The organism is Methylobacterium oryzae (assembly GCF_036441375.1).
In the GTDB taxonomy this organism is placed as follows: domain Bacteria; phylum Pseudomonadota; class Alphaproteobacteria; order Rhizobiales; family Beijerinckiaceae; genus Methylobacterium; species Methylobacterium oryzae_A.
This window is the reverse complement of record NZ_MLCA01000008.1, coordinates 48222-65616: the sequence shown is the minus strand read 5'-3', so window position 1 is coordinate 65616 and position 17395 is coordinate 48222. Positions and strand designations below refer to the sequence as shown.

Annotated in this window: 15 protein-coding genes; 11 read left to right on the top strand and 4 right to left on the bottom strand. The window is 71.3% G+C overall.

Translation table 11 applies throughout. The features are described 5' to 3' along the window. Positions 1 to 11 precede the first annotated feature (11 nt). Together MOTC310_RS16330 and MOTC310_RS16325 are read right to left on the bottom strand one after the other, a co-directional pair. Positions 12 to 2414: a putative bifunctional diguanylate cyclase/phosphodiesterase gene (locus MOTC310_RS16330; RefSeq protein ID WP_331302524.1), complete on the bottom strand. Its 2403-nt coding sequence runs from the start codon at positions 2412 to 2414 to the stop codon at positions 12 to 14. Beyond that, a complete protein-coding gene (locus MOTC310_RS16325; protein ID WP_331302523.1) occupies positions 2407 to 2544 on the bottom strand; it encodes a hypothetical protein in 138 nt (45 codons plus the stop codon). Before MOTC310_RS16325 ends, MOTC310_RS16330 begins: the two co-directional genes overlap by 8 nt. 443 nt (positions 2545 to 2987) lie before the next feature. Here MOTC310_RS16325 and MOTC310_RS16320 point away from each other — a divergent pair, with 443 nt between their 5' ends. After that, entirely contained in the window at positions 2988 to 4067 is a 1080-nt protein-coding gene (locus MOTC310_RS16320; RefSeq protein ID WP_331291956.1) for a PAS domain-containing protein, read from the top strand. Positions 4068 to 4543: 476 nt separating this feature from the next. On the opposite strand, the gene MOTC310_RS16315 is transcribed toward MOTC310_RS16320, so the two are convergent. Continuing rightward, the gene (locus MOTC310_RS16315) at positions 4544 to 5488 is read right to left on the bottom strand and encodes an AraC family transcriptional regulator (protein WP_419539921.1); all 945 of its coding nucleotides are present in this window, start codon (positions 5486 to 5488) and stop codon (positions 4544 to 4546) included. A 215-nt stretch (positions 5489 to 5703) separates the two neighbouring features. Here MOTC310_RS16315 and MOTC310_RS16310 point away from each other — a divergent pair, with 215 nt between their 5' ends. From MOTC310_RS16310 to MOTC310_RS16265, 10 genes are all read left to right on the top strand, one after another. After that, a complete protein-coding gene (locus tag MOTC310_RS16310) occupies positions 5704 to 6363 on the top strand; it encodes a cytochrome b/b6 domain-containing protein (RefSeq protein WP_331302521.1) in 660 nt (219 codons plus the stop codon). Then, on the top strand, positions 6360 to 7133 hold the full coding sequence (locus MOTC310_RS16305; RefSeq protein WP_331291953.1) for a molybdopterin-dependent oxidoreductase: 774 nt from the start codon (positions 6360 to 6362) through the stop codon (positions 7131 to 7133). The genes MOTC310_RS16310 and MOTC310_RS16305 overlap by 4 nt, the downstream gene beginning before the upstream one ends. Continuing rightward, complete coding sequence (locus MOTC310_RS16300) at positions 7130 to 7660, top strand: hypothetical protein (RefSeq protein WP_331302520.1); 531 nt, start codon at positions 7130 to 7132, stop codon at positions 7658 to 7660. The genes MOTC310_RS16305 and MOTC310_RS16300 overlap by 4 nt, the downstream gene beginning before the upstream one ends. 19 nt (positions 7661 to 7679) lie before the next feature. Beyond that, entirely contained in the window at positions 7680 to 8453 is a 774-nt protein-coding gene (locus MOTC310_RS16295) for a TIGR04282 family arsenosugar biosynthesis glycosyltransferase (RefSeq protein WP_331302519.1), read from the top strand. Beyond that, complete coding sequence (locus MOTC310_RS16290) at positions 8450 to 9808, top strand: MptA/MptB family glycosyltransferase (protein WP_331302518.1); 1359 nt, start codon at positions 8450 to 8452, stop codon at positions 9806 to 9808. The genes MOTC310_RS16295 and MOTC310_RS16290 overlap by 4 nt, the downstream gene beginning before the upstream one ends. After that, the gene (locus MOTC310_RS16285) at positions 9805 to 10857 is read left to right on the top strand and encodes a radical SAM protein (RefSeq protein WP_331302517.1); all 1053 of its coding nucleotides are present in this window, start codon (positions 9805 to 9807) and stop codon (positions 10855 to 10857) included. The genes MOTC310_RS16290 and MOTC310_RS16285 overlap by 4 nt, the downstream gene beginning before the upstream one ends. 3 nt (positions 10858 to 10860) lie before the next feature. Continuing rightward, complete coding sequence (locus MOTC310_RS16280) at positions 10861 to 11241, top strand: glycosyltransferase (protein WP_331302516.1); 381 nt, start codon at positions 10861 to 10863, stop codon at positions 11239 to 11241. Positions 11242 to 11266: 25 nt separating this feature from the next. Then, entirely contained in the window at positions 11267 to 11896 is a 630-nt protein-coding gene (locus MOTC310_RS16275; RefSeq protein WP_331302515.1) for a phospholipase A2 family protein, read from the top strand. A gap of 97 nt (positions 11897 to 11993) precedes the next feature. Then, positions 11994 to 14306 (top strand): CHASE domain-containing protein, encoded by a 2313-nt coding sequence (locus MOTC310_RS16270; protein WP_331294555.1) that lies wholly within the window; start codon positions 11994 to 11996, stop codon positions 14304 to 14306. Positions 14307 to 14428: 122 nt separating this feature from the next. Next, positions 14429 to 16471, top strand: coding sequence for a YgiQ family radical SAM protein (locus MOTC310_RS16265; protein ID WP_331294556.1), 2043 nt, complete (start codon positions 14429 to 14431; stop codon positions 16469 to 16471). Positions 16472 to 16659: 188 nt separating this feature from the next. Here the strand turns inward: MOTC310_RS16265 and MOTC310_RS16260 are convergent, their stop codons facing one another. Further along, positions 16660 to 17352, bottom strand: a complete 693-nt coding sequence (locus MOTC310_RS16260) for a winged helix-turn-helix transcriptional regulator (RefSeq protein WP_331294557.1) — start codon at positions 17350 to 17352, stop codon at positions 16660 to 16662. Between the last annotated feature and the right edge of the window lie 43 nt (positions 17353 to 17395).

The window sequence follows — 17395 nt, the reverse complement described above, 5'->3', positions numbered from 1 at the left end:
CCTCCCGCCGGCTACGAGGCGCGGGCCAGCGACAGGACCGGGCGCGCACCGGCGGCCGGGCTCCCATCCGGCTCGCCGTCGCTCGCGCTCGGCGGCGCCGCACCCTCGATCCGGGCGATGAGGGCCGCGACCTCGGAGACCGGGCGCGCGGGGCTGTAGAGGAAGCCCTGCGCGATGTCGCAGCGCTTGTCCCGGAGGACGTCCAGTTGCTGGCGGGTCTCAACGCCCTCCACCGTGACGCTCATCGACAGAGCCCGCGCCATCCGGGCGATGGCCTCGACCACGGCGACCTTCTCGGGCCGGCCCTGCAGGTCGCGCACGAAGGAGCGGTCCACCTTCACCTTGTCGAATGGGAATTCGGTCAGGTAGCTCAGGCTCGAATAGCCCGTGCCGAAATCGTCCAGCGCGATGCGCACGCCCGTCGCGCGCAGGCGCTTCAGGTTCTCCAGGACCTCCGGGCCGTGGTCGAGCAGCACCGACTCGGTGATCTCGATCTCCAGCCGGTCCGGCGCGAGGCCGGTCTCGCGGAGAACGGCCGCGACCTCCGCGTGGAAGCCCGGCATGCGCACGTGGATGGAGGAGATGTTCACCGCGATCTTCAGGTCGGACCAAGTGCGGGCGTCGGTGCAGGCGCGGCGCAGCGCCCAGCGGCCGATCTCGACGATGAAGCCGGTCGCCTCTGCGACGGGGATGATTTCCCCCGGCGAGACCCAGCCGTGCCCGGGCTTGTTCCACCGCAGCAGCGCCTCGAAACCGGCGACCCGGCCGCTCCGCATGTCCACCAGGGGCTGGTAGTGCAGTTCCATCTCGTCCGCCGCGAGGGCGGCGCGCATGTCCAGGTCGAACTGCCGCTGGCGGACGACCCGCTCCTCCAGTGACGGATCGAAGGTCCGCCAGCAGCCCTTGCCGTCTGCCTTGGCGGCGTAGAGGGCGAGGTCGGCGCGCATCAGCAGGCCCGCCGGCTCGATGGCGTCGTCCGGCATGTAGGCGATGCCGACGCTGACGCCGACTTCCAGCCGGGCCTCGTCGATCTGGAACGGGTGGCGCAGCTCGGCCACCACGCGCGCGGCGAGGGCCTCGGCCGCGGCCCGATCGAGGTTCCGGATGACCATCGCGAACTCGTCGCCGCCGAGGCGGAACAGGCTGTGCGGGTCGCCGATGGCGAGCAGGCGCGCCGTGACCGCGCGCAGCAATCGGTCGCCGACGAGGTGGCCGCGGCTGTCGTTGACGGCCTTGAATCCGTCGAGGTCGAGATAGAACAGCGCATTCGGGCTCTCGGCCGTGCGGGCCTCGCGGCAGAGCGTCCCCAGCGCGTCCTGGAAGCTGCTGCGGTTCGGCAGCCCCGTCAGGCTGTCGTGACCCGCCAGGAACGCGATGCGGGCCTGCGCCTCTCGGCTCTCGGTGGCGTCCGACCCCACGCCGCGATAGCCCGCGAACGCCCCTTGCGCGTCGAGGACGGGCTTGCCGTTGAGCGTGATCCAGCGCGTGCCTTCCGCGGTACGGAGCCGGACGGTTCGGTCGCGGAAGGGGGCGCGCGCCGCGATCGCCGCGGCGACCGCCTCGGCGTCCGCGCCGTCGCCGTCTGGGTCGGCGAACGCACGCAGAAGCTCGGACAGGGTCCGGTGGCGCAGCGCGGCAGCCTCGACGCCGAGCAGGGCGGCGACAGCGGCGCGGGCCTGCCGGAGCCGCCCGACCGTGTCGGTTTCCCAGAGCCAGTCGCTCGTGCCCTCGGCGAAGTCCTTGAGAAGGAACCCGATGGTCTCGCTCTGGGCCTGCACCATGACGCGGTCGCGGAGGCGCTGGTACGAGTGCCGGCACATCCGGCGCGCGCTCACGAACACGAAGGCCGCGTACAACGACAGCAGGACGGCGACGTATTCGCCGATCGGACTCTCGCAGCCGGCGAGCCCGACGAAGATGCCGGCCACCACCGGCGCCACGGCCAGGAGCGCCAAGGAGAAGATCGGGCCCGCGACGTAAGCGTGCGAGATCAGGGCGGCGCAGACGGCCCCGATCACGATCCGGTAGGCATTGTCGACGGAGGGCAGCAGGATCGCCGGCATGCTCGCCCAGGCGAGCCCTCGGCCGAACGCGAGGCCGTGAAGGACGGCGAAGGCCTCTCGGGCGACGGATCGATCGCCGAGGCGGCCGCGATAGCGCCGCATCGCGATCATGGCCGCGGCGCAGAGCGCGGTCACCGCCACCGCGAGACCCGACAGGTAAGCGTGCGAGACGATGCCCCAGAAGATGGCGGCCAGCACGAGCACGACGGCGGCCTGCGTCACCGCCGAGTATCGGCTGAGCTGCAGCGTCTCTGCGAGCATCGTCGCGCGCGTCGCCACGCGCAAGCGCGCATCCTCGTCGGGCAGGTGCCCCGCGTCGTCGTCGCCCACCGGCAGGATGATTTCACTCATGGCCTCGCCCGTCCAAGGACGTCGAAGCGTCGGCGGTGGTCACCCTGCCGTCGAGGTCGAACTCGACCGGCACCCGCGAGTTGTCGCGCGCGCTCGACTTCGCCTCGCGTCCGGCATTCGGCAGCAACATTTCCGCACCCAGGCAGGAGACGGCGCCCCGCGTCTCCGATGCGAGGATGAACCTTCCCGGGCTGCCAGAGTCTCAAGCCGATCGGCGGAATTCGGGTCCAATCGAGGATGATGGGATCGAATTTCCTGTCATTCTTTCGCCCTATCCCGAAAATCCGGGCCGAGTGACATTTTTTGTTCCATTAACCAGCATATTCACGTCAAGATACCGGAATTCTCATCGTCAAAACCTGGTATCCGCCAATGAATCAGGAAAGTGCCGACACAGGAATCCTTTCCCAAACAGTCGCTTGTCCCGACGACACTGACAGAAGCTATCGAATGTCAGTGTATATGGAGCGAATGCTGTCTTCTTAACGCCCCCAGGGATACGGTTATGGCAATCAGCCTGTCACCACATGAAGCGTTGGCGACCGGGCTGAGGCGATGCCGACACGTGCACTGATGCGTCCGCAGACGAAGGCCGAGGTCGGCGCCGCCCCGCGCGGCTTCTCCTCGCGCCACTACCTGAAGTTGATCGAGGATACGGGCAAAATCGGCTTCTGGTCGGCGGACCTGCGCTCGGAGCGGCTGGACGCGTCGCCGGGCCTCTACCGGATCCTGGGCCTCGACCCGACCACCGAGATGACCTTCGGCTTCGGGCTCGACATGATCCATCCGGAGGATCAAGCCGCGCACGGTGATCAGATCGCGGTGCTGCGCTCCGGCCAGCCGATTAGCCGCGAATTCCGCATCATCCGCCCTGATCGGACCCAGCGCTGGCTTCTGCACCACGCCGAGGTCATGCTCGGCGCGGACGGGCGCCCGAGCCAGGGCATGGGCGTCGTGTTCGACGTCACGGCGCAGCACGAGACCATGAACGCCCTCATGCAGCGGCACGACCGTCTGAACGCGCTGATCGCCGCGACGGCAGCGGTCTTCTGGGTCAACAAAGCCAACGGCGAGCCCAGTGAGATGCCGCAATGGATGGCCCTGACCGGTCAGTCCTACGCACAGATGCAGGGTCTGGGCTGGCTGAACGCCGTCCACCCGGACGATCGATCCCGCACGCTCGCGGCTTGGACCACGGCCGTGGAGCACACGGCCCCCTACAACACGGATTATCGCGTCCTGTGCGCGGACGGGATCTACCGCTGGTTCAATGCGCGCGGCGCGCCGGTGCTGAGCAAGGACGGCTCCGTCCGCGAGTGGGTCGGGGTCTGCCTCAACGTGCCGGGACGGACCCGCTACGGGGCGCCGCCGCCCGAAGTTGCTGCGCCGCGGGGTGCCGCACAGGCGATGCCCGGCGACGAGTCCCTGATCCCGAGCCAGATCCGCTCGGCCCGCGCGATCACCGGCCTGTCGAAGGAGGAACTGGCCGCGTTGGCCAACGTCTCGGTCTCGACCCTCAATCGGCTGGAGGACCCCACCTCGGCGGTTCGGTCGCGCTCGGACACTCTGCTCGCCGTGCGCCGTGCCCTGGAGGAGGCAGGCGTCGAGTTCATCTTCGAGGCAGGCAAGAAGCCCGGCGTCCGCGAGGCGTGACGGCACGCCCACGCCGTCGCAACGTTCAGGTGCATCCAACACCGGCCCGCGATGTCGGCACGCTTCGCGCCCTCCGGGAGCGTTCGAGCGGGCGATGCGTCGATGTCCCGTTCGTCAATGCGGGCATCGCGCGCGATCGAGGCGAGCCCGGTCAGCGCGCGAGACGTCGACCGGTTCAACAAGCGCCCCCCGGGTAACCGAACCCTCATCCCGATGGAGGCGTGGCTTCACTCCGCCGCCCTGCCTTTCCCGGACGGATCACCGCCGGGCGCGGGCCGAGGCGGCGCACCCGCTCTCCCCTCTGGGTCGCGCCGCCTCCGAGATGATCCTCATCGCACCGAAGCACCAGATTTGCACGATACAGCACGTCAAGCGGCTTCCACTAACCTGTCGCCTTGGCGAGACTGTCCGCGTTGATGGTGACAGTGTCTTCGATGCGCGCATCCGACCCAAGACCGATCTACCTGCACGCCCCCTCAAGGCTCTCCGGTATCCTGACCCGCGGCGCCGGCTTCGCGGTAAGGCAGGGGTTCCAGCGCTTGGACCATGCGCGTCGCCCGCGTGCGGTAGGCGCTCGGATCGCAGCCGTAGGCAGCTTTGAAAGCGTGCGAGAAGTAGCTGCGGCTGGCGTAGCCGACACTCTCGGCGATGACCTTCACGGGCATCGGCGAGGCCGTCAGCAGCTTGGCCGCCCGCTGAAGGCGCGCCCGCTGCAGATATTCGATCGGCCCTTCGTCGAACGTGGCGGAGAAGCGCTCGGCGAAGCCGGAGCGGCTCATCCCGCAGAGCGCAGCCAAGCTATCGACTGTGTGCGACGCGCCGGGCGCATCGAGGATCGCCGCGATCGCCGGGACCAGCCTCGGATCGCGCAGCGCTTCGAAGATCGGCGATTGCGCGCCCTTCTCCTTCAGGTGAATGCGAAGCAGGATCGCAAGACACTGCTTCATCAGAGCGCTCGTCACCTCCTGCGTGCCGAAACTTGGTTGAACCAGTTCCTCGACCATGAAAGCGAAGGCGTGGCGCAATCGATCGCTGCCCGACAGATCCTCGACCAGCGCGTCGTGCAGGCGGTCGAAGAGACCGAGCGCGCCGGCATAGCGCGCCGAGATGGACCCGCAGGCCAAGAGAATGTCGCGGCTTCCATCGCCGGCCGTCAGTGCGATGAGGCCATCTGGAAGTACTCTGCGCGCGTCCTCAGCTGTAACCGCCAGCGCGGCTCCGGCGAAACCAATTGAGTGCCGCATGCCGCGCGGGGGGATGATTATGCAATTCGGACCGAAACGCAGAGGTTCTTGACCTTCCACGACGATCGTCCCGGATCCTGCCAGAACGTAATGAACGAGGATCGCGTCCGGCATGCCGTTCTTCGCCAGCTGCCAGCCCGCCTGGATCTCGCAGAATGCGAAAGCGTGAACCTGCACGGACAAGGTCGAGAACAGATTTGAGAGTGTATCGCAGGACATAAATCCCCCGTTTGGCCTTCCCGTCACACAAAGATTAGCGTCCGCGATCACAGATATTCGTCACGTTGACCGAGGCCCGCCGGGAAACATGACTCCAGGGCGGCGGCCAAGCGCGCAGTCGTTCGAAGACATGGCGCGCACCGGAACGGAAACCGCAGAGGACGTCCCAGACCATGAGGATAAACGGCATCGCCCCCGCCCCTCGCCTGCACCCATGGGCGGTGCGGGTCATGCACTGGACGAACGCCGTGGCGATGGTGGTGCTGATCGGCTCCGGCTGGGGCATCTACGACGATTCCGTCATCATCCACGGCGTGTACTTCCCCAAGGCGATCCGGCTCGGGTCCTGGGCGGCCGAGAGCCTGCTCTGGCATTTCGCCGCCATGTGGCTGCTGGTTGCGAATGGCGGCGCCTATCTCGTCTACGGCGTCGCGACCGGACGCCTGCGCGAGCGCCTCCTGCCGATCCGGCCGCGCGACATCGTGCAGACGGTCCGCGACACGCTGCGGCTCAAGCTCACCCACGAGGACCTGACGACCTACAACGCCGTCCAGAAGATCCTCTACATCGTCGCCATCCTGGCCGGCATCGGCCAGGTGGTCAGCGGCCTCGCCATCTGGAAGCCGGTCCAGTTCTCGAGCCTCGTCGCGCTGCTCGGCGGCTTCCAGGGCGCGCGCCTCGTCCACTTCGCCGGTATGGCGGTGCTGACGGGCTTCCTCGCCATTCACGTCGTGCTCTCCCTGCTCGTGCCGCGCACGCTGTGGGCGATGCTGACCGGCGGCCCCGTCCGCCGCCCGGCCCTCCCGGCCGTGGCGCGGGAGGCGGCGCGATGAGGTCGCCCTTCCGCCCCCTCAAGGTGCCGGACCCCAGCATCCTCGACGACCATCGGCCCCTGGTCCGACAGATCGAGCGGCGCGGTCTGCTGCGCGGCGGCCTGTCGCTCGGCGCGCTCACGATGCTCACCGGCTGCGACGTGACCGACACGACCGCGGTCGGCCGGGCGCTGCGCGCCGTCTCCGACTTCAACGACGGCGTGCAGGCCGCCCTGTTCGATCCAAGGAAGCTCGCGCCCGAGTATCCCGCGTCCCAGGTCCTGAAGCCGCCGCGCTTCAACGCCTACTACGATGTCGAGGACGTCAAGCCGGTCGACGGAGAGGCTTGGCGGCTCGAGCTCGCCGGCCTGATCTCCGACAAGCGGCCCTGGACGCGTCGGCGGATCGCGGAACTGCCCGAGCGCGAGATCATCATCCGCCACGTCTGCGTGGAGGGCTGGGACTATATCGGGCAGTGGTCGGGCGTGCCGCTCCGCGCCTTTCTGGAGCGCGTCGGCGCCGACCTCACCGCCAAGTACGTCGCCTTCAAGACGGCGGACGACTACCCGAGCAGCATCGACATGGCCAGCGCGCTGCACCCGCAGACGCTGCTCGCCACCCGCTACGCCGGCCAGGACCTGCCGGACCCCTACGGGTATCCGCTGCGCCTGCGCACCGCGGTCAAGCTCGGCTTCAAGAACCCGAAATGGATCACGGCCATCGAGGTCACCAACGCCTATCCCGGCGGCTACTGGGAGAGCCGCGGCTTCAACTGGTTCGCCGGCCTATGACCGCCCGCGCATTTCCGTGCGCCCTGGGCGCCGTGCTGCTGACCCTGGCCCTTGCCGGGCCGGGGCGGGCGCAGACGGCCGGTCCCTCGCCGACCCCCGACCACATGCCGAAGCCCGGCATGAGCGCTCCCGAGATGGCGGATCGCGCCGCCGGCCGGTTTCCCCAGCCCGTGCGCGTCGGCGATCTTCCCGGCCGCTTCCTGCTCCAGCCGGAGGAATCCCAGCCCGTGCTCGGCCGCGTCACCGGGCTCGTCCGCCGCGACGACGGCGGCGCCGACGCGATCGTGCGCCTCGACGGCGTCCTCGGGCTGACCCGGCTCGGACTCCAACCGCTCGCCTGGAGCGGGGTCGGGGCCCGGCTCGTGGCCGTGCCGGTCGAGGCGGTGGCGCTGCTCGGCGAGTACGTCGCCCTCATGGGCATGACCCCGGAGCGCCTGCGCGCGCTGCCGACCTTCGCGCCCGGCTCGGCCACCGCGATCCCGCCGGGCGAGACGCTCCGCATCGGGATCGTCCGGCCCTTCCATTGATCACGGAGGATTCTGGGAGATGGCACCGAGATCGACGCCCGGATCGTCCGACACCTGCGCGATCGGCGTGATGGCCAAGGCGCCGCGCAGCGGCCGCTCCAAGACGCGGCTGTGCCCGCCGCTGAGTCATGACCAGGCCGCGCTCCTGAGCGCCGCCTTCCTGCGCGACACGACCGCCAACATCCTGGAGGCGGCGCGCGCCGCGCCGATCGCCGCCTACGCGGCCTACGCGCCGCGCGGCGCCGAGCCGTTGGTGGTCCCACACCTCGCATGCGGAACGCAGCTCGTCCCGGCGGACGGCGACATGGCGGACGGCGACATGGCGGACGGCGACATTCCGGCCCCGGCGGCGGTCGAGGGTTTCGGCCGCTGCCTGCTGCAGGCCGTCGGGGGCATGCTCGGGCGGGGCCATGCGGCGGCCTGCGTGCTCAGCGCCGACATCCCGACGCTGCCGACGCGCCGCCTCGTCCAGGCCGCCCGGATCCTGCTCGCGCCGGGGGACCGGGCCGTGCTCGGCGCCTGCGACGACGGCGGCTACTACATCCTCGGCCTCAAGCGGGCCCATGCCCGCCTGTTCGCCGACATCGCCTGGAGTACCGACACCGTCGCGGCCGCCACCCGCGCCCGGGCGCGCGAGATCGGCCTCGATCTCGTCGCGCTGGAGCCCTGGTACGACGTCGACGACGCGGCCTCGCTCGCCCGGCTCTCCGCCGACGGGACCGGCTACGCCGCCCCGGCGACGCGCGCGGTCCTGGCGCGGCTCGCGGAGACGTCGGAGGCCGTGCCGGCATGACCCGGCTTCTCGCCAGCCCCGCGTACCGGCTCGCGGCGCTCGGCCTCGGGCTGCTCGTCGTGAATGTCGGCGCGCTCGCGATCCACGTGCCGGGCGCCGACACGGTCGGCTCGGTCACCCGCGCCAACGTCTTCGTCGGCGTGGTCGCGGTCGGCCTGGTGCCCTACCTCCTCGCCGTGCGTCTGGTGCTGCGGCAGCGGCTGCCGCGCGCGGCCCTGTGGACGATCCTCGGCATCGCCGTGCTGATGCGGGCCGCGCTGCTGCCGGCGCCGCCGTTCCTGTCGAGCGACATCTACCGCTACGTCTGGGACGGGCAGGTGCAGGCCGCCGGGATCAACCCCTACCGCTACGTCCCGGCCGACCCGGCCCTCGAACGGCTGCGCGACGCGGCGGTCTACCCGCTGATCAACCGGAAGGACTACGCCCGCACGATCTACCCGCCCGCGGCGCAGCTGGTCTTCGCCGCCGTCGGGCAGGTCTCGCACGGCGTCACCGGGATGAAGCTGGCGATGCTGGGCTTCGAGGCCCTGGGCATGCTGGCGATGCTCGCGATCCTGCGCGACGCCGGCCTGCCGTCGGCCCGCATCCTGATCTACGCCTGGAATCCGCTCGCCCTGTGGTCCTTCGCCTGCGACGGGCACGTCGATGCGGTCGCCATCGGCCTCCTCGGCCTCGCGCTGCTGGCTCGCACCCGCCGTCGGTACGGGCTCGCGGGCGCGCTGCTCGGCGCGGCCACACTGGTGAAGCTGCTGCCCGTCGCGGTGGCGCCCGCTTTCGTGCGCCGTGGCCGGCTGTGGCTGCCGATGCTCGTCGGGGCGGCCGTGATCGTCGTCCTCTACCTGCCCTATCTCGGGGCCGGCGCGAACGTGCTCGGCTTCGCCGGGGGCTACGGGGCCGAGGAGGGGTACGAGACCGGCGCGGGCTACTGGCTGCTCGCCGGCCTCGGGCATCTCGGCCTCGCCCCCCCGGGCCTGCTGCGGACCTATCTGGTCTGCGCCGGCCTGACGCTCGCCGCGCTCGCGCTCCGGATCGCTTTCGGCCGGGACCGAGGACCCGCGCCCGACGCGGTCGCGCTGTGCCGCGATGCCGGGACCCTCGCAGCCCTCACCACCTGCGCGGCGAGCCCGCACTACGCTTGGTACTATCCCTGGCTGACGCTGCCCGCCGTGGTCGCGCCGGCCCAAGCCCTGATCTGGCTCGGCTCGGCGCCGATCCTGTTCCTGATCGACCCGCTCAACGACCGCTTCCTCTGGCCGTCGCTGGTCTTCGTCCCGGCCCTGGTCCTGGCCGCCCGCTCCCTGTGGCAGGGCCGCACCGCGCCCCAGGCCGCCCTTCCGGAAGGAACCGCCCGATGACGGCCTCAGCCGCCCTGACGGACCCGCGCCGCTACTTCGAGGCGATCGGTACCGACCGCGCCTCCGAGGCCGTAGCGCCGCCGGTCTGCCTCTATCTGGAGGTCACGAACCGCTGCAACCTGCTGTGCGAGACCTGCCCGCGCACCTTCGAGACCCTGGAGCCCCCGGCCGACATGAGCTGGGCGCTGTTCACGCGGATCGTCGATCAGGTGCCGAACGTCGCCCGGGTCGTGCTCCACGGGGTCGGCGAGCCGATGCTGGTCAAGGACCTGCCGCGGATGGTCCGCTACCTCAAGGATCGCGGCACCTATGTCCTCTTCAACACCAACGGCACCCTGATGCAGCCGAAGCGCTTCCGGGAGCTGATCGACACCGGTCTCGACGAGCTGCGCGTCTCCCTCGACGCCGCCGACCGGGCCTCGTACCGCAGGGTGCGCGGCAAGGATTTCTTCGACCGCATCGTGCGCGACGTCGGCAAGTTCGTCGCGTTCCAGAAGGCATCCGGCGCCACGACGCCCCGGGTCTCGCTCTGGCTGACGGGCCTCAAGGAGACCGTGGACCAGCTCCCGGCCTTCGTCCGGCTGGCGGCCGAGATGGGCGTGACCGAGGTTCACCTGCAGCGCCTCGTCTTCGACGAGGCCGGGTACGGCATGGCCCGCGCCGACCTGTCGCTGTTCGAGAGCGCGCGGGCCGAGGAGGCGGCGGCGATCGCCGAGGCCGAGGCTCTGGGCCGCTCGCTGGGAGTGACGCTCGACGCCTCGGGCGCGACCGAGCCCGGGATCAGCCTGAAGCGGCAGGAGGACCGCGCCTGGGCCACCTGTCGGCGACCCTGGTCCCTGATGTACGTCACCGCCCACGGACGGGCGCTGCCCTGCTGCATCGCGCCGTTCTCGGTGCGCGGCTATTCCAACTACACGCTGGGCGACGCGACCCAGTCCACGCTCCGGGAGATCTGGAACGGCGCGGCCTATCGCGACTTCCGCACGTCGCTCCTGTCCGACGCGCCGCCCGCCCCGTGCCGGAACTGCGGCCTGCGCTGGAGTCTCTGAGCGATGCACCCGGTCAGCATCGTCATCCCGACCCTGAACGAGGCCGAGGCGATCGGCGCGGTGATCCGCGAGATCCCGCCGGCCTACGCCGGCGACATCATCGTCGCCGACAGCGGCTCGACCGACGGGACGCAGGACATCGCCCGGGCCGCGGGCGCCCGGGTGATCGAGGCCGGGCGCGGCTACGGCCGGGCCTGCGCGCACGGGGCNGTGGGATCCGCGACCCTGGGGTCCAACACGCGGGACGAGCCACCGTGCGCCCGCGCACGGCGCCGCGTGCCGCGCCGCCCGGACGGTGCCGCCCCGCGGCCCGCGTCCGCCCCGCAGGGCTCCGTGACCGTGGCGGGCGAAAGTCCGGAACGGAGAAGCCGAGCTTCGAGTTGAGGGGCCGCTGAATCAGGGGCCATCCGTGAGACCGTTTCTCCTTGCCACGCTCGGACTGCTGCTCGTCGCCTACCCGCACGCGTCCGGGGCGCAGGGCGTTCCGGACTCGCGAGGCGTCCAGAGCGTCCAAGACGTGCAGGATGTCCGAGACCTTCCGGCCGCGACCGTCGAGCCGGGCGAGCCTCGCCCGGGACCGCCCCCGCCGCTCCCGGACATCTCCGACCCGAACGGCCGGGCCGGCGAGGCCCTGAACGAGCCCGGCGAGCGCTCCGGCATCCCGAAGGCCCTGCGCTCCTCCGGATCGAAGGCGGGCGGGCCGGCCAACGATCTGAACCCGAGCGGGAAGGCCGAGGCCCCGGCACCGCCGAAGGGCGACCTGGGCCGGGTCATCGCCGGCAAGGAGCTGTTCCACGGCAATTACTGCGGCAAGGGTCAGCGCGGTGAGGGGCTGCCGCCGACCGACGCCCTCGACGCGGCGTGCATGCGCCACGACGCCTGCTACGTCGCGGCGGGATACCGTTCGTGCGGCTGCGACGCGGCGCTGAAGCGCGAGGCCTCCGCCGTCTCGGACAGCCCGGACGCGGCGTTGGAAGTGCGGCGCCGGGCGCTGAGCGTGATCGAGGCCGCGGCGGCGATGGAGTGCCGCGCGCCCTGAGCGCGCCGCGCAGAACTGCCCCGGTGACGCCACCATAGCCTTGCATCCCGGGGCAGGCCCGCGTCGCTGGGCCGCTGTCGAAGTCCGGTCTCGCCCTTTGCCCCACTTCTCCTCATCGCAGGGTCCTGTCGCGACCGCGGCCCGCCGCGGGGCGGGCGCGGCGCGGTGGATCGCGCCCGCGATCCTGGCCGCCGGCCTGCTGGCGACCGGGCTGAGCACCGCCCTCACGTGGCAGGCGGCGGCGCTGCGCGACCGCCTGACCTTCGAGCACGCCACCGAGATCGAGCTGCGCACGGTCGAGGACCAGTTCCGCACCTACACGGCCCTGCTGCGCGGCGCCGCCGGCCTGTTCGCCGCCGAGGACGACACGGTCACGCTGGCCCAGTTCCGGGCGTACGTGCAGCGGATCGAGCTGCAGCGCCTCTATCCCGGCTTCCTCGGCATCGGCTTCACCCCGACCCTGCCCGCCGCCGCGCGCGAGTCGTTCGCCGCGCGGGCCGCGGCCCTGGGCGTCGAGAATGCCCGGGTGCGCCCGCCGACCGACAACCCGATGATCAGCCCGGTCCTGTTCGCCGAGCCGCCGAACCCGCGCAACCTCGCCGCCATCGGCTACGACGTGATGTCGGACCCGGTGCGGCGTGACATGGTGGAGCGGGCCCGCGACACGGGCCAACCGGCCGCCTCGGCGCGGATCCAGCTCGTCCAGGAGATCGACGCGAACAAGCAGGCGGGCTTCCTCGTGGCCATGCCGGTCTATGCCGGCGGCGCCGTCCCGCCGGACCTCGAGGCGCGGCGGCGGCGCTTCCTGGGCTTCGTCTTCGGCGCCTTCCGGGCGGACGACCTGTTCAACAGCATCGTGGCGGCCGAGGCCGAGGAGGACGCGGCCTTCGCCATCTACGACGGCGCACCGAGCGAGGCGACCCTGCTGCACCGCTCGGCGCGGGCCTCCGCGGCGGGGGCCGGGCGTCTCACCCGCGAGGCGCATCTCGAGCTCGGCGGCCGCACCTGGACCGTCGCGTTCGCGCAGCGCGTCTCGCCCCGGCGCGGCTCGGCGCTGCCGGAGATCTGGCTCGTCTGCGGCGGCAGCCTGTTCGCCACCGCCCTCCTGGCCTTCGCGGCCTACCGGCAGCGCCGCACGCAGGACGAGATCCGCCAGCTCAACGCGTCGCTTGAGGTCCGCGTCGAGGAGCGGACGCGCGATCTCCAGTCGGCGGCCGACCGGCTGCGGCAGGCCGGAGAGGAGCGGGCGCGCATGGAGGAGGCGCTGCGCCAGTCGCAGAAGATGGAGGCGGTGGGCCAGCTCACCGGCGGGCTGGCGCACGACTTCAACAATCTGCTGGCCGGCATCTCGGGCTCGCTGGAGCTGATCGAGGCCCGCATCGCCCAGGGCCGGTCCAAGGATGTCGGCAAGTACATCGCCGCCGCCCAGGGGGCCTCGCGGCGCGCTGCCGCCCTGACCCACCGCCTGCTGGCGTTCTCGCGCCGCCAGACCCTGGCGCCCAAGGCCATCGACGCCGACCGGCTGGTCCGCGGGATGCTCGACCTGATCCAGCGCACGGTCGGGCCGAGCGTGGAGGTGCGGCACGCGGGTGCGGACGGCCTCTGGCCGGCCCTTGCGGACCCGTCCCAGCTGGAGAACGCGCTCCTGAACCTCTGCATCAACGCGCGGGACGCGATGCCGGGGGGCGGCCGGATCACCATCGCGACGGACAACCGCTGGATCGACCGGCCGCAGGCCGAGGCGCAGGACATGCCGGAGGGGCCGTACCTGTCGCTGTGCGTGTCCGATACCGGCACCGGCATGCCGCCGGAGACCGTGGCCCGGGCGTTCGACCCGTTCTTCACCACCAAGCCGATGGGCGAAGGCACCGGCCTCGGCCTGTCGATGATCTACGGCTTCGCCAAGCAGTCGGGCGGTCAGGTCCGGATCAACTCCACGGTCGGCCAGGGGACGACCGTGTGCATCTACCTGCCACGGCACAGCGGCGAGGCGGATGCGGTCGGGCCCGCCCCGGCGCGAGGCCGGATGCCGCAGGCCGAGGCGGGCGAGACCGTGTTGATCGTGGACGACGAGCCGACCGTGCGCATGCTGGTGACGGACGTGCTGAGCGACCTCGGCTACACGGCGATCGAGGCCGCGGACGGCGCGGGCGGGCTCAGCGTGCTGCAATCGGGCGCGCGAGTCGACCTGCTCGTCACGGATGTCGGCCTGCCCGGCGGCATGAACGGGCGCCAGATGGCGGACGCCGCGCGGGTCGGTCGGCCGGAGCTGAAGGTGCTGTTCATCACCGGCTTCGCCGAGACCTCGGTGCTGGGCGACGGGCGTCTCGAACCCGGCATGGCGGTTCTCACCAAGCCCTTCGCGGTCGAGGCGCTGGCCGCCCGCATCCGCGAGATGATCGCGCGCTGAGCCGGCGCGCGGCGGAGCGCCGGCCCGCAACGCGATGACGCAGGGGTGATCGGCACGGCCGCGGCCGCCGCCGCCCTGCCGTTCGTTGAGATCGCGGCCCCGGAGGCCTATGCAGGGACACCATGGACCTGCAAGCGACCACCGACCGCCCCCTGGCGCCCCCCGTCCGCACGCCGTCGCCGCGCGGACCTGCGGCGCCGTTCCTGCCCATGAGCCGCGCCGAGATGGCGGCCCTCGGGTGGGATGCCTGCGACATCGTGCTGGTGACGGGTGACGCCTACGTGGACCATCCGAGCTTCGGCATGGCCATCATCGGCCGGCTGCTCGAGGCGCAGGGCTTCCGGGTCGGCATCATCGCCCAGCCCGACTGGCAGTCGGCGGAGCCGTTCAAAGCGCTCGGCAAGCCGAACCTGTTCTTCGGCGTCACCGGCGGCAACCTCGATTCGATGGTGAACCGCTACACGGCGGACCGGCGGCTGCGCCACGACGACGCCTACACGGCCGGCGGCGAGGGCGGCCGGCGCCCGGACCGCTGCACCATCGTCTACACGCAGCGCTGCCGCGAGGCCTTCAAGGACGTGCCGATCGTGCTCGGCGGCATCGAGGCGTCGCTGCGCCGCATCGCCCACTACGATTACTGGTCCGACAAGGTGCGCCGCTCGATCCTGGCGGACGCCAAGGCGGACCTGCTGATCTACGGCAACGCCGAGCGCGCCGTGGTCGAGGTGGCCAACCGCCTCGCGGCCGGCGAGGCGCCGCACCAGCTCGACGCGATCCGGGGCGTCGCCCTGTTCCGCCGCGTGCCCGCCCACTACACCGAGCTGCCCGCCGACGACCTCGACTCGACGGACGAGGCCGCCACCCGCCGGCCCGGCGAGACCGTGATCCGGCTGCCCGCCTACGAGCAGGTCAAGGACGACAAGGAGGCCTATGCCCGCGCCTCGCGCGTGCTGCACCGGGAGGCCAATCCCGGCAACGCGCGCCCCCTCGTCCAGCGCCACGGCGACCGCGACCTGTGGCTCAACCCGCCGCCGATCCCGCTGACGAGCGACGAGATGGACGCGGTCTACGACCTGCCCTACGCCCGCGCCCCGCACCCGTCCTACGGCGACGCGAAGATCCCCGCCTGGGACATGATCAAGTTCTCGGTGACGATCATGCGCGGCTGCTTCGGCGGCTGCACCTTCTGCTCGATCACCGAGCACGAGGGCCGCGTCATTCAGAACCGCTCGGAGGGCTCGATCCTGCGCGAGATCGAGCGGATCCGCGACAAGACCCCCGGCTTCACGGGCGTGATCTCGGATGTCGGCGGGCCGACGGCGAACATGTACCGGATGGCCTGCAAGGACCCGAAGATCGAGGCGGCCTGCCGGCTGCCCTCCTGCGTCTTCCCGGACGTCTGTCCGAACCTGAACACCTCGCACGACGACCTGATCCGGCTCTACCGCAAGGTCCGCGAGGTGAAGGGCGTCAAGAAGGTGATGGTCGCCTCCGGCGTCCGCTACGACCTCGCGGTCAAGAGCCCCGAATACATCAAGGAGCTCGTGACCCACCATGTCGGCGGCCGCCTGAAGATCGCGCCCGAGCACACCGAGCGCGGCCCCCTCGACAAGATGATGAAGCCGGGGATCGGCACTTACGACCGCTTCAAGGAGATGTTCGACGCCGCCGCCAAGGAGGCGGGCAAGAAGTACTACCTGATCCCGTACTTCATCGCGGCGCATCCGGGCACGACCGACGAGGACATGATGCACCTCGCGCTCTGGCTCAAGGCGAACAACTACCGCGCCGACCAGGTCCAGACGTTCCTGCCCTCGCCCATGGCGACGGCCACCGCGATGTACCACACCGAGATCAACACCCTGCGGGGCGTGCGCCGCGGCGACAGCGAGCCGGTCGAGGCGATCAAGGGGCTGCGCCAGCGGCGGCTGCACAAGGCGTTCCTGCGCTACCACGATCCCGAGAACTGGCCCCTGCTGCGCGAGGCTTTGCGGGAGATGGGCCGCGCCGATCTCATCGGGCCGCGGCCGGACCAGCTCGTGCCGTTCTCGCAGCCGCCGGGAACCGCGGCAGGCGCGGGCAGATCAGGCGGCCAGCCACGACCCGTGTACCGTCCGGGCGGCGGCCAGCGCTTCACCACGAAGGGCGTGCCGCTGCGCAAGTGACGGTCCGGCGCGTCGGGACCTCAGGAACGCCCCACCGGGCGCGATCCGGGCGGGTGGCCCCGTGAGCGAGGCCCGAATTGTCCTGGCGCGCCCCGATCGGCGCGCCGGGATCTGCGCGTCGTCGCGGAACCCGACGCGGCGCGTCTTCGGTCCGCAGCAGGCGGAGCCCGGGGCCCTCGGCCGGCGTCTCAGCCCGCTTTGGCCGGCAGGGCGAAGAGGTCGATGAAGGACCGCGCTAGGTCGACCGCCCCCGCGAAGGCGAGCGTGCCGCCGGCACCGTCCCGGGCTAGGGGCGCCTTGCCGTAGATCGTGCGGCGCATCGCCAGCGTGTCGCCGGTGAAGGCGAGATCGGGCGCCGCCGCGACGCCCCGGCGCACGCGGATGCCGCCGCCGGTCACCGTCGCGACGAAGTCCTCGCCGGGGAAGTGAAATTCGACCGACGCGGACAGCGCGGCCGCCCGGTCGCGGTCGATGAGGGCCTCGAGCGACATCATGGCCGAGGCGGCCGACATGAACAGGCTCGGGTCGTGCCGCGGCGAGCGGGCGGCCCAGCGGCCCAGGTCGCGCATCAGGGGCCGGGCCTCGCGGCCCCATTCGGTGAGATCGTAGACCTGCACGTTGGCCGGCGACGGCAGCCGGTAGCGCAGGACGATCCCCACCGCCTCCAGGCTCTCCAGCCGCTGCGTCAGCACGTTCGCGCTGATCCCCGGCAGGTTGGCCCGGATCTCGCCGAAGCGCCGGGGGCCGTAGACCAGCTCGCGCATGATCAGCAGCGACCAGCGCTCGCCGATGAACTCCAGGGCCAGCGCCGTGCCGCAGGCGTCGTCGTACCGGCGCTCGCGCGACCCTGACGCCATAGCGGTTATTTTTTCTGACTTCATCGTTGCTTTGTGTAACCGAGAGTGCGAGCCTGGGCAAAGCGGG

What these genes read in the sequence shown, in the direction of transcription:
- MOTC310_RS16330 (WP_331302524.1), bottom strand. Translation starts at nt 2,414, where the DNA reads ATGAGTGAAATCATCCTGCCGGTGGGCGACGACGACGCGGGGCACCTG.
- MOTC310_RS16325 (WP_331302523.1), bottom strand. Translation starts at nt 2,544, where the DNA reads ATGTTGCTGCCGAATGCCGGACGCGAGGCGAAGTCGAGCGCGCGCGAC.
- MOTC310_RS16320 (WP_331291956.1), top strand. Translation starts at nt 2,988, where the DNA reads ATGCGTCCGCAGACGAAGGCCGAGGTCGGCGCCGCCCCGCGCGGCTTC.
- MOTC310_RS16310 (WP_331302521.1), top strand. Translation starts at nt 5,704, where the DNA reads ATGAGGATAAACGGCATCGCCCCCGCCCCTCGCCTGCACCCATGGGCG.
- MOTC310_RS16305 (WP_331291953.1), top strand. Translation starts at nt 6,360, where the DNA reads ATGAGGTCGCCCTTCCGCCCCCTCAAGGTGCCGGACCCCAGCATCCTC.
- MOTC310_RS16300 (WP_331302520.1), top strand. Translation starts at nt 7,130, where the DNA reads ATGACCGCCCGCGCATTTCCGTGCGCCCTGGGCGCCGTGCTGCTGACC.
- MOTC310_RS16295 (WP_331302519.1), top strand. Translation starts at nt 7,680, where the DNA reads ATGGCACCGAGATCGACGCCCGGATCGTCCGACACCTGCGCGATCGGC.
- MOTC310_RS16290 (WP_331302518.1), top strand. Translation starts at nt 8,450, where the DNA reads ATGACCCGGCTTCTCGCCAGCCCCGCGTACCGGCTCGCGGCGCTCGGC.
- MOTC310_RS16285 (WP_331302517.1), top strand. Translation starts at nt 9,805, where the DNA reads ATGACGGCCTCAGCCGCCCTGACGGACCCGCGCCGCTACTTCGAGGCG.
- MOTC310_RS16265 (WP_331294556.1), top strand. Translation starts at nt 14,429, where the DNA reads ATGGACCTGCAAGCGACCACCGACCGCCCCCTGGCGCCCCCCGTCCGC.
- MOTC310_RS16260 (WP_331294557.1), bottom strand. Translation starts at nt 17,352, where the DNA reads ATGAAGTCAGAAAAAATAACCGCTATGGCGTCAGGGTCGCGCGAGCGC.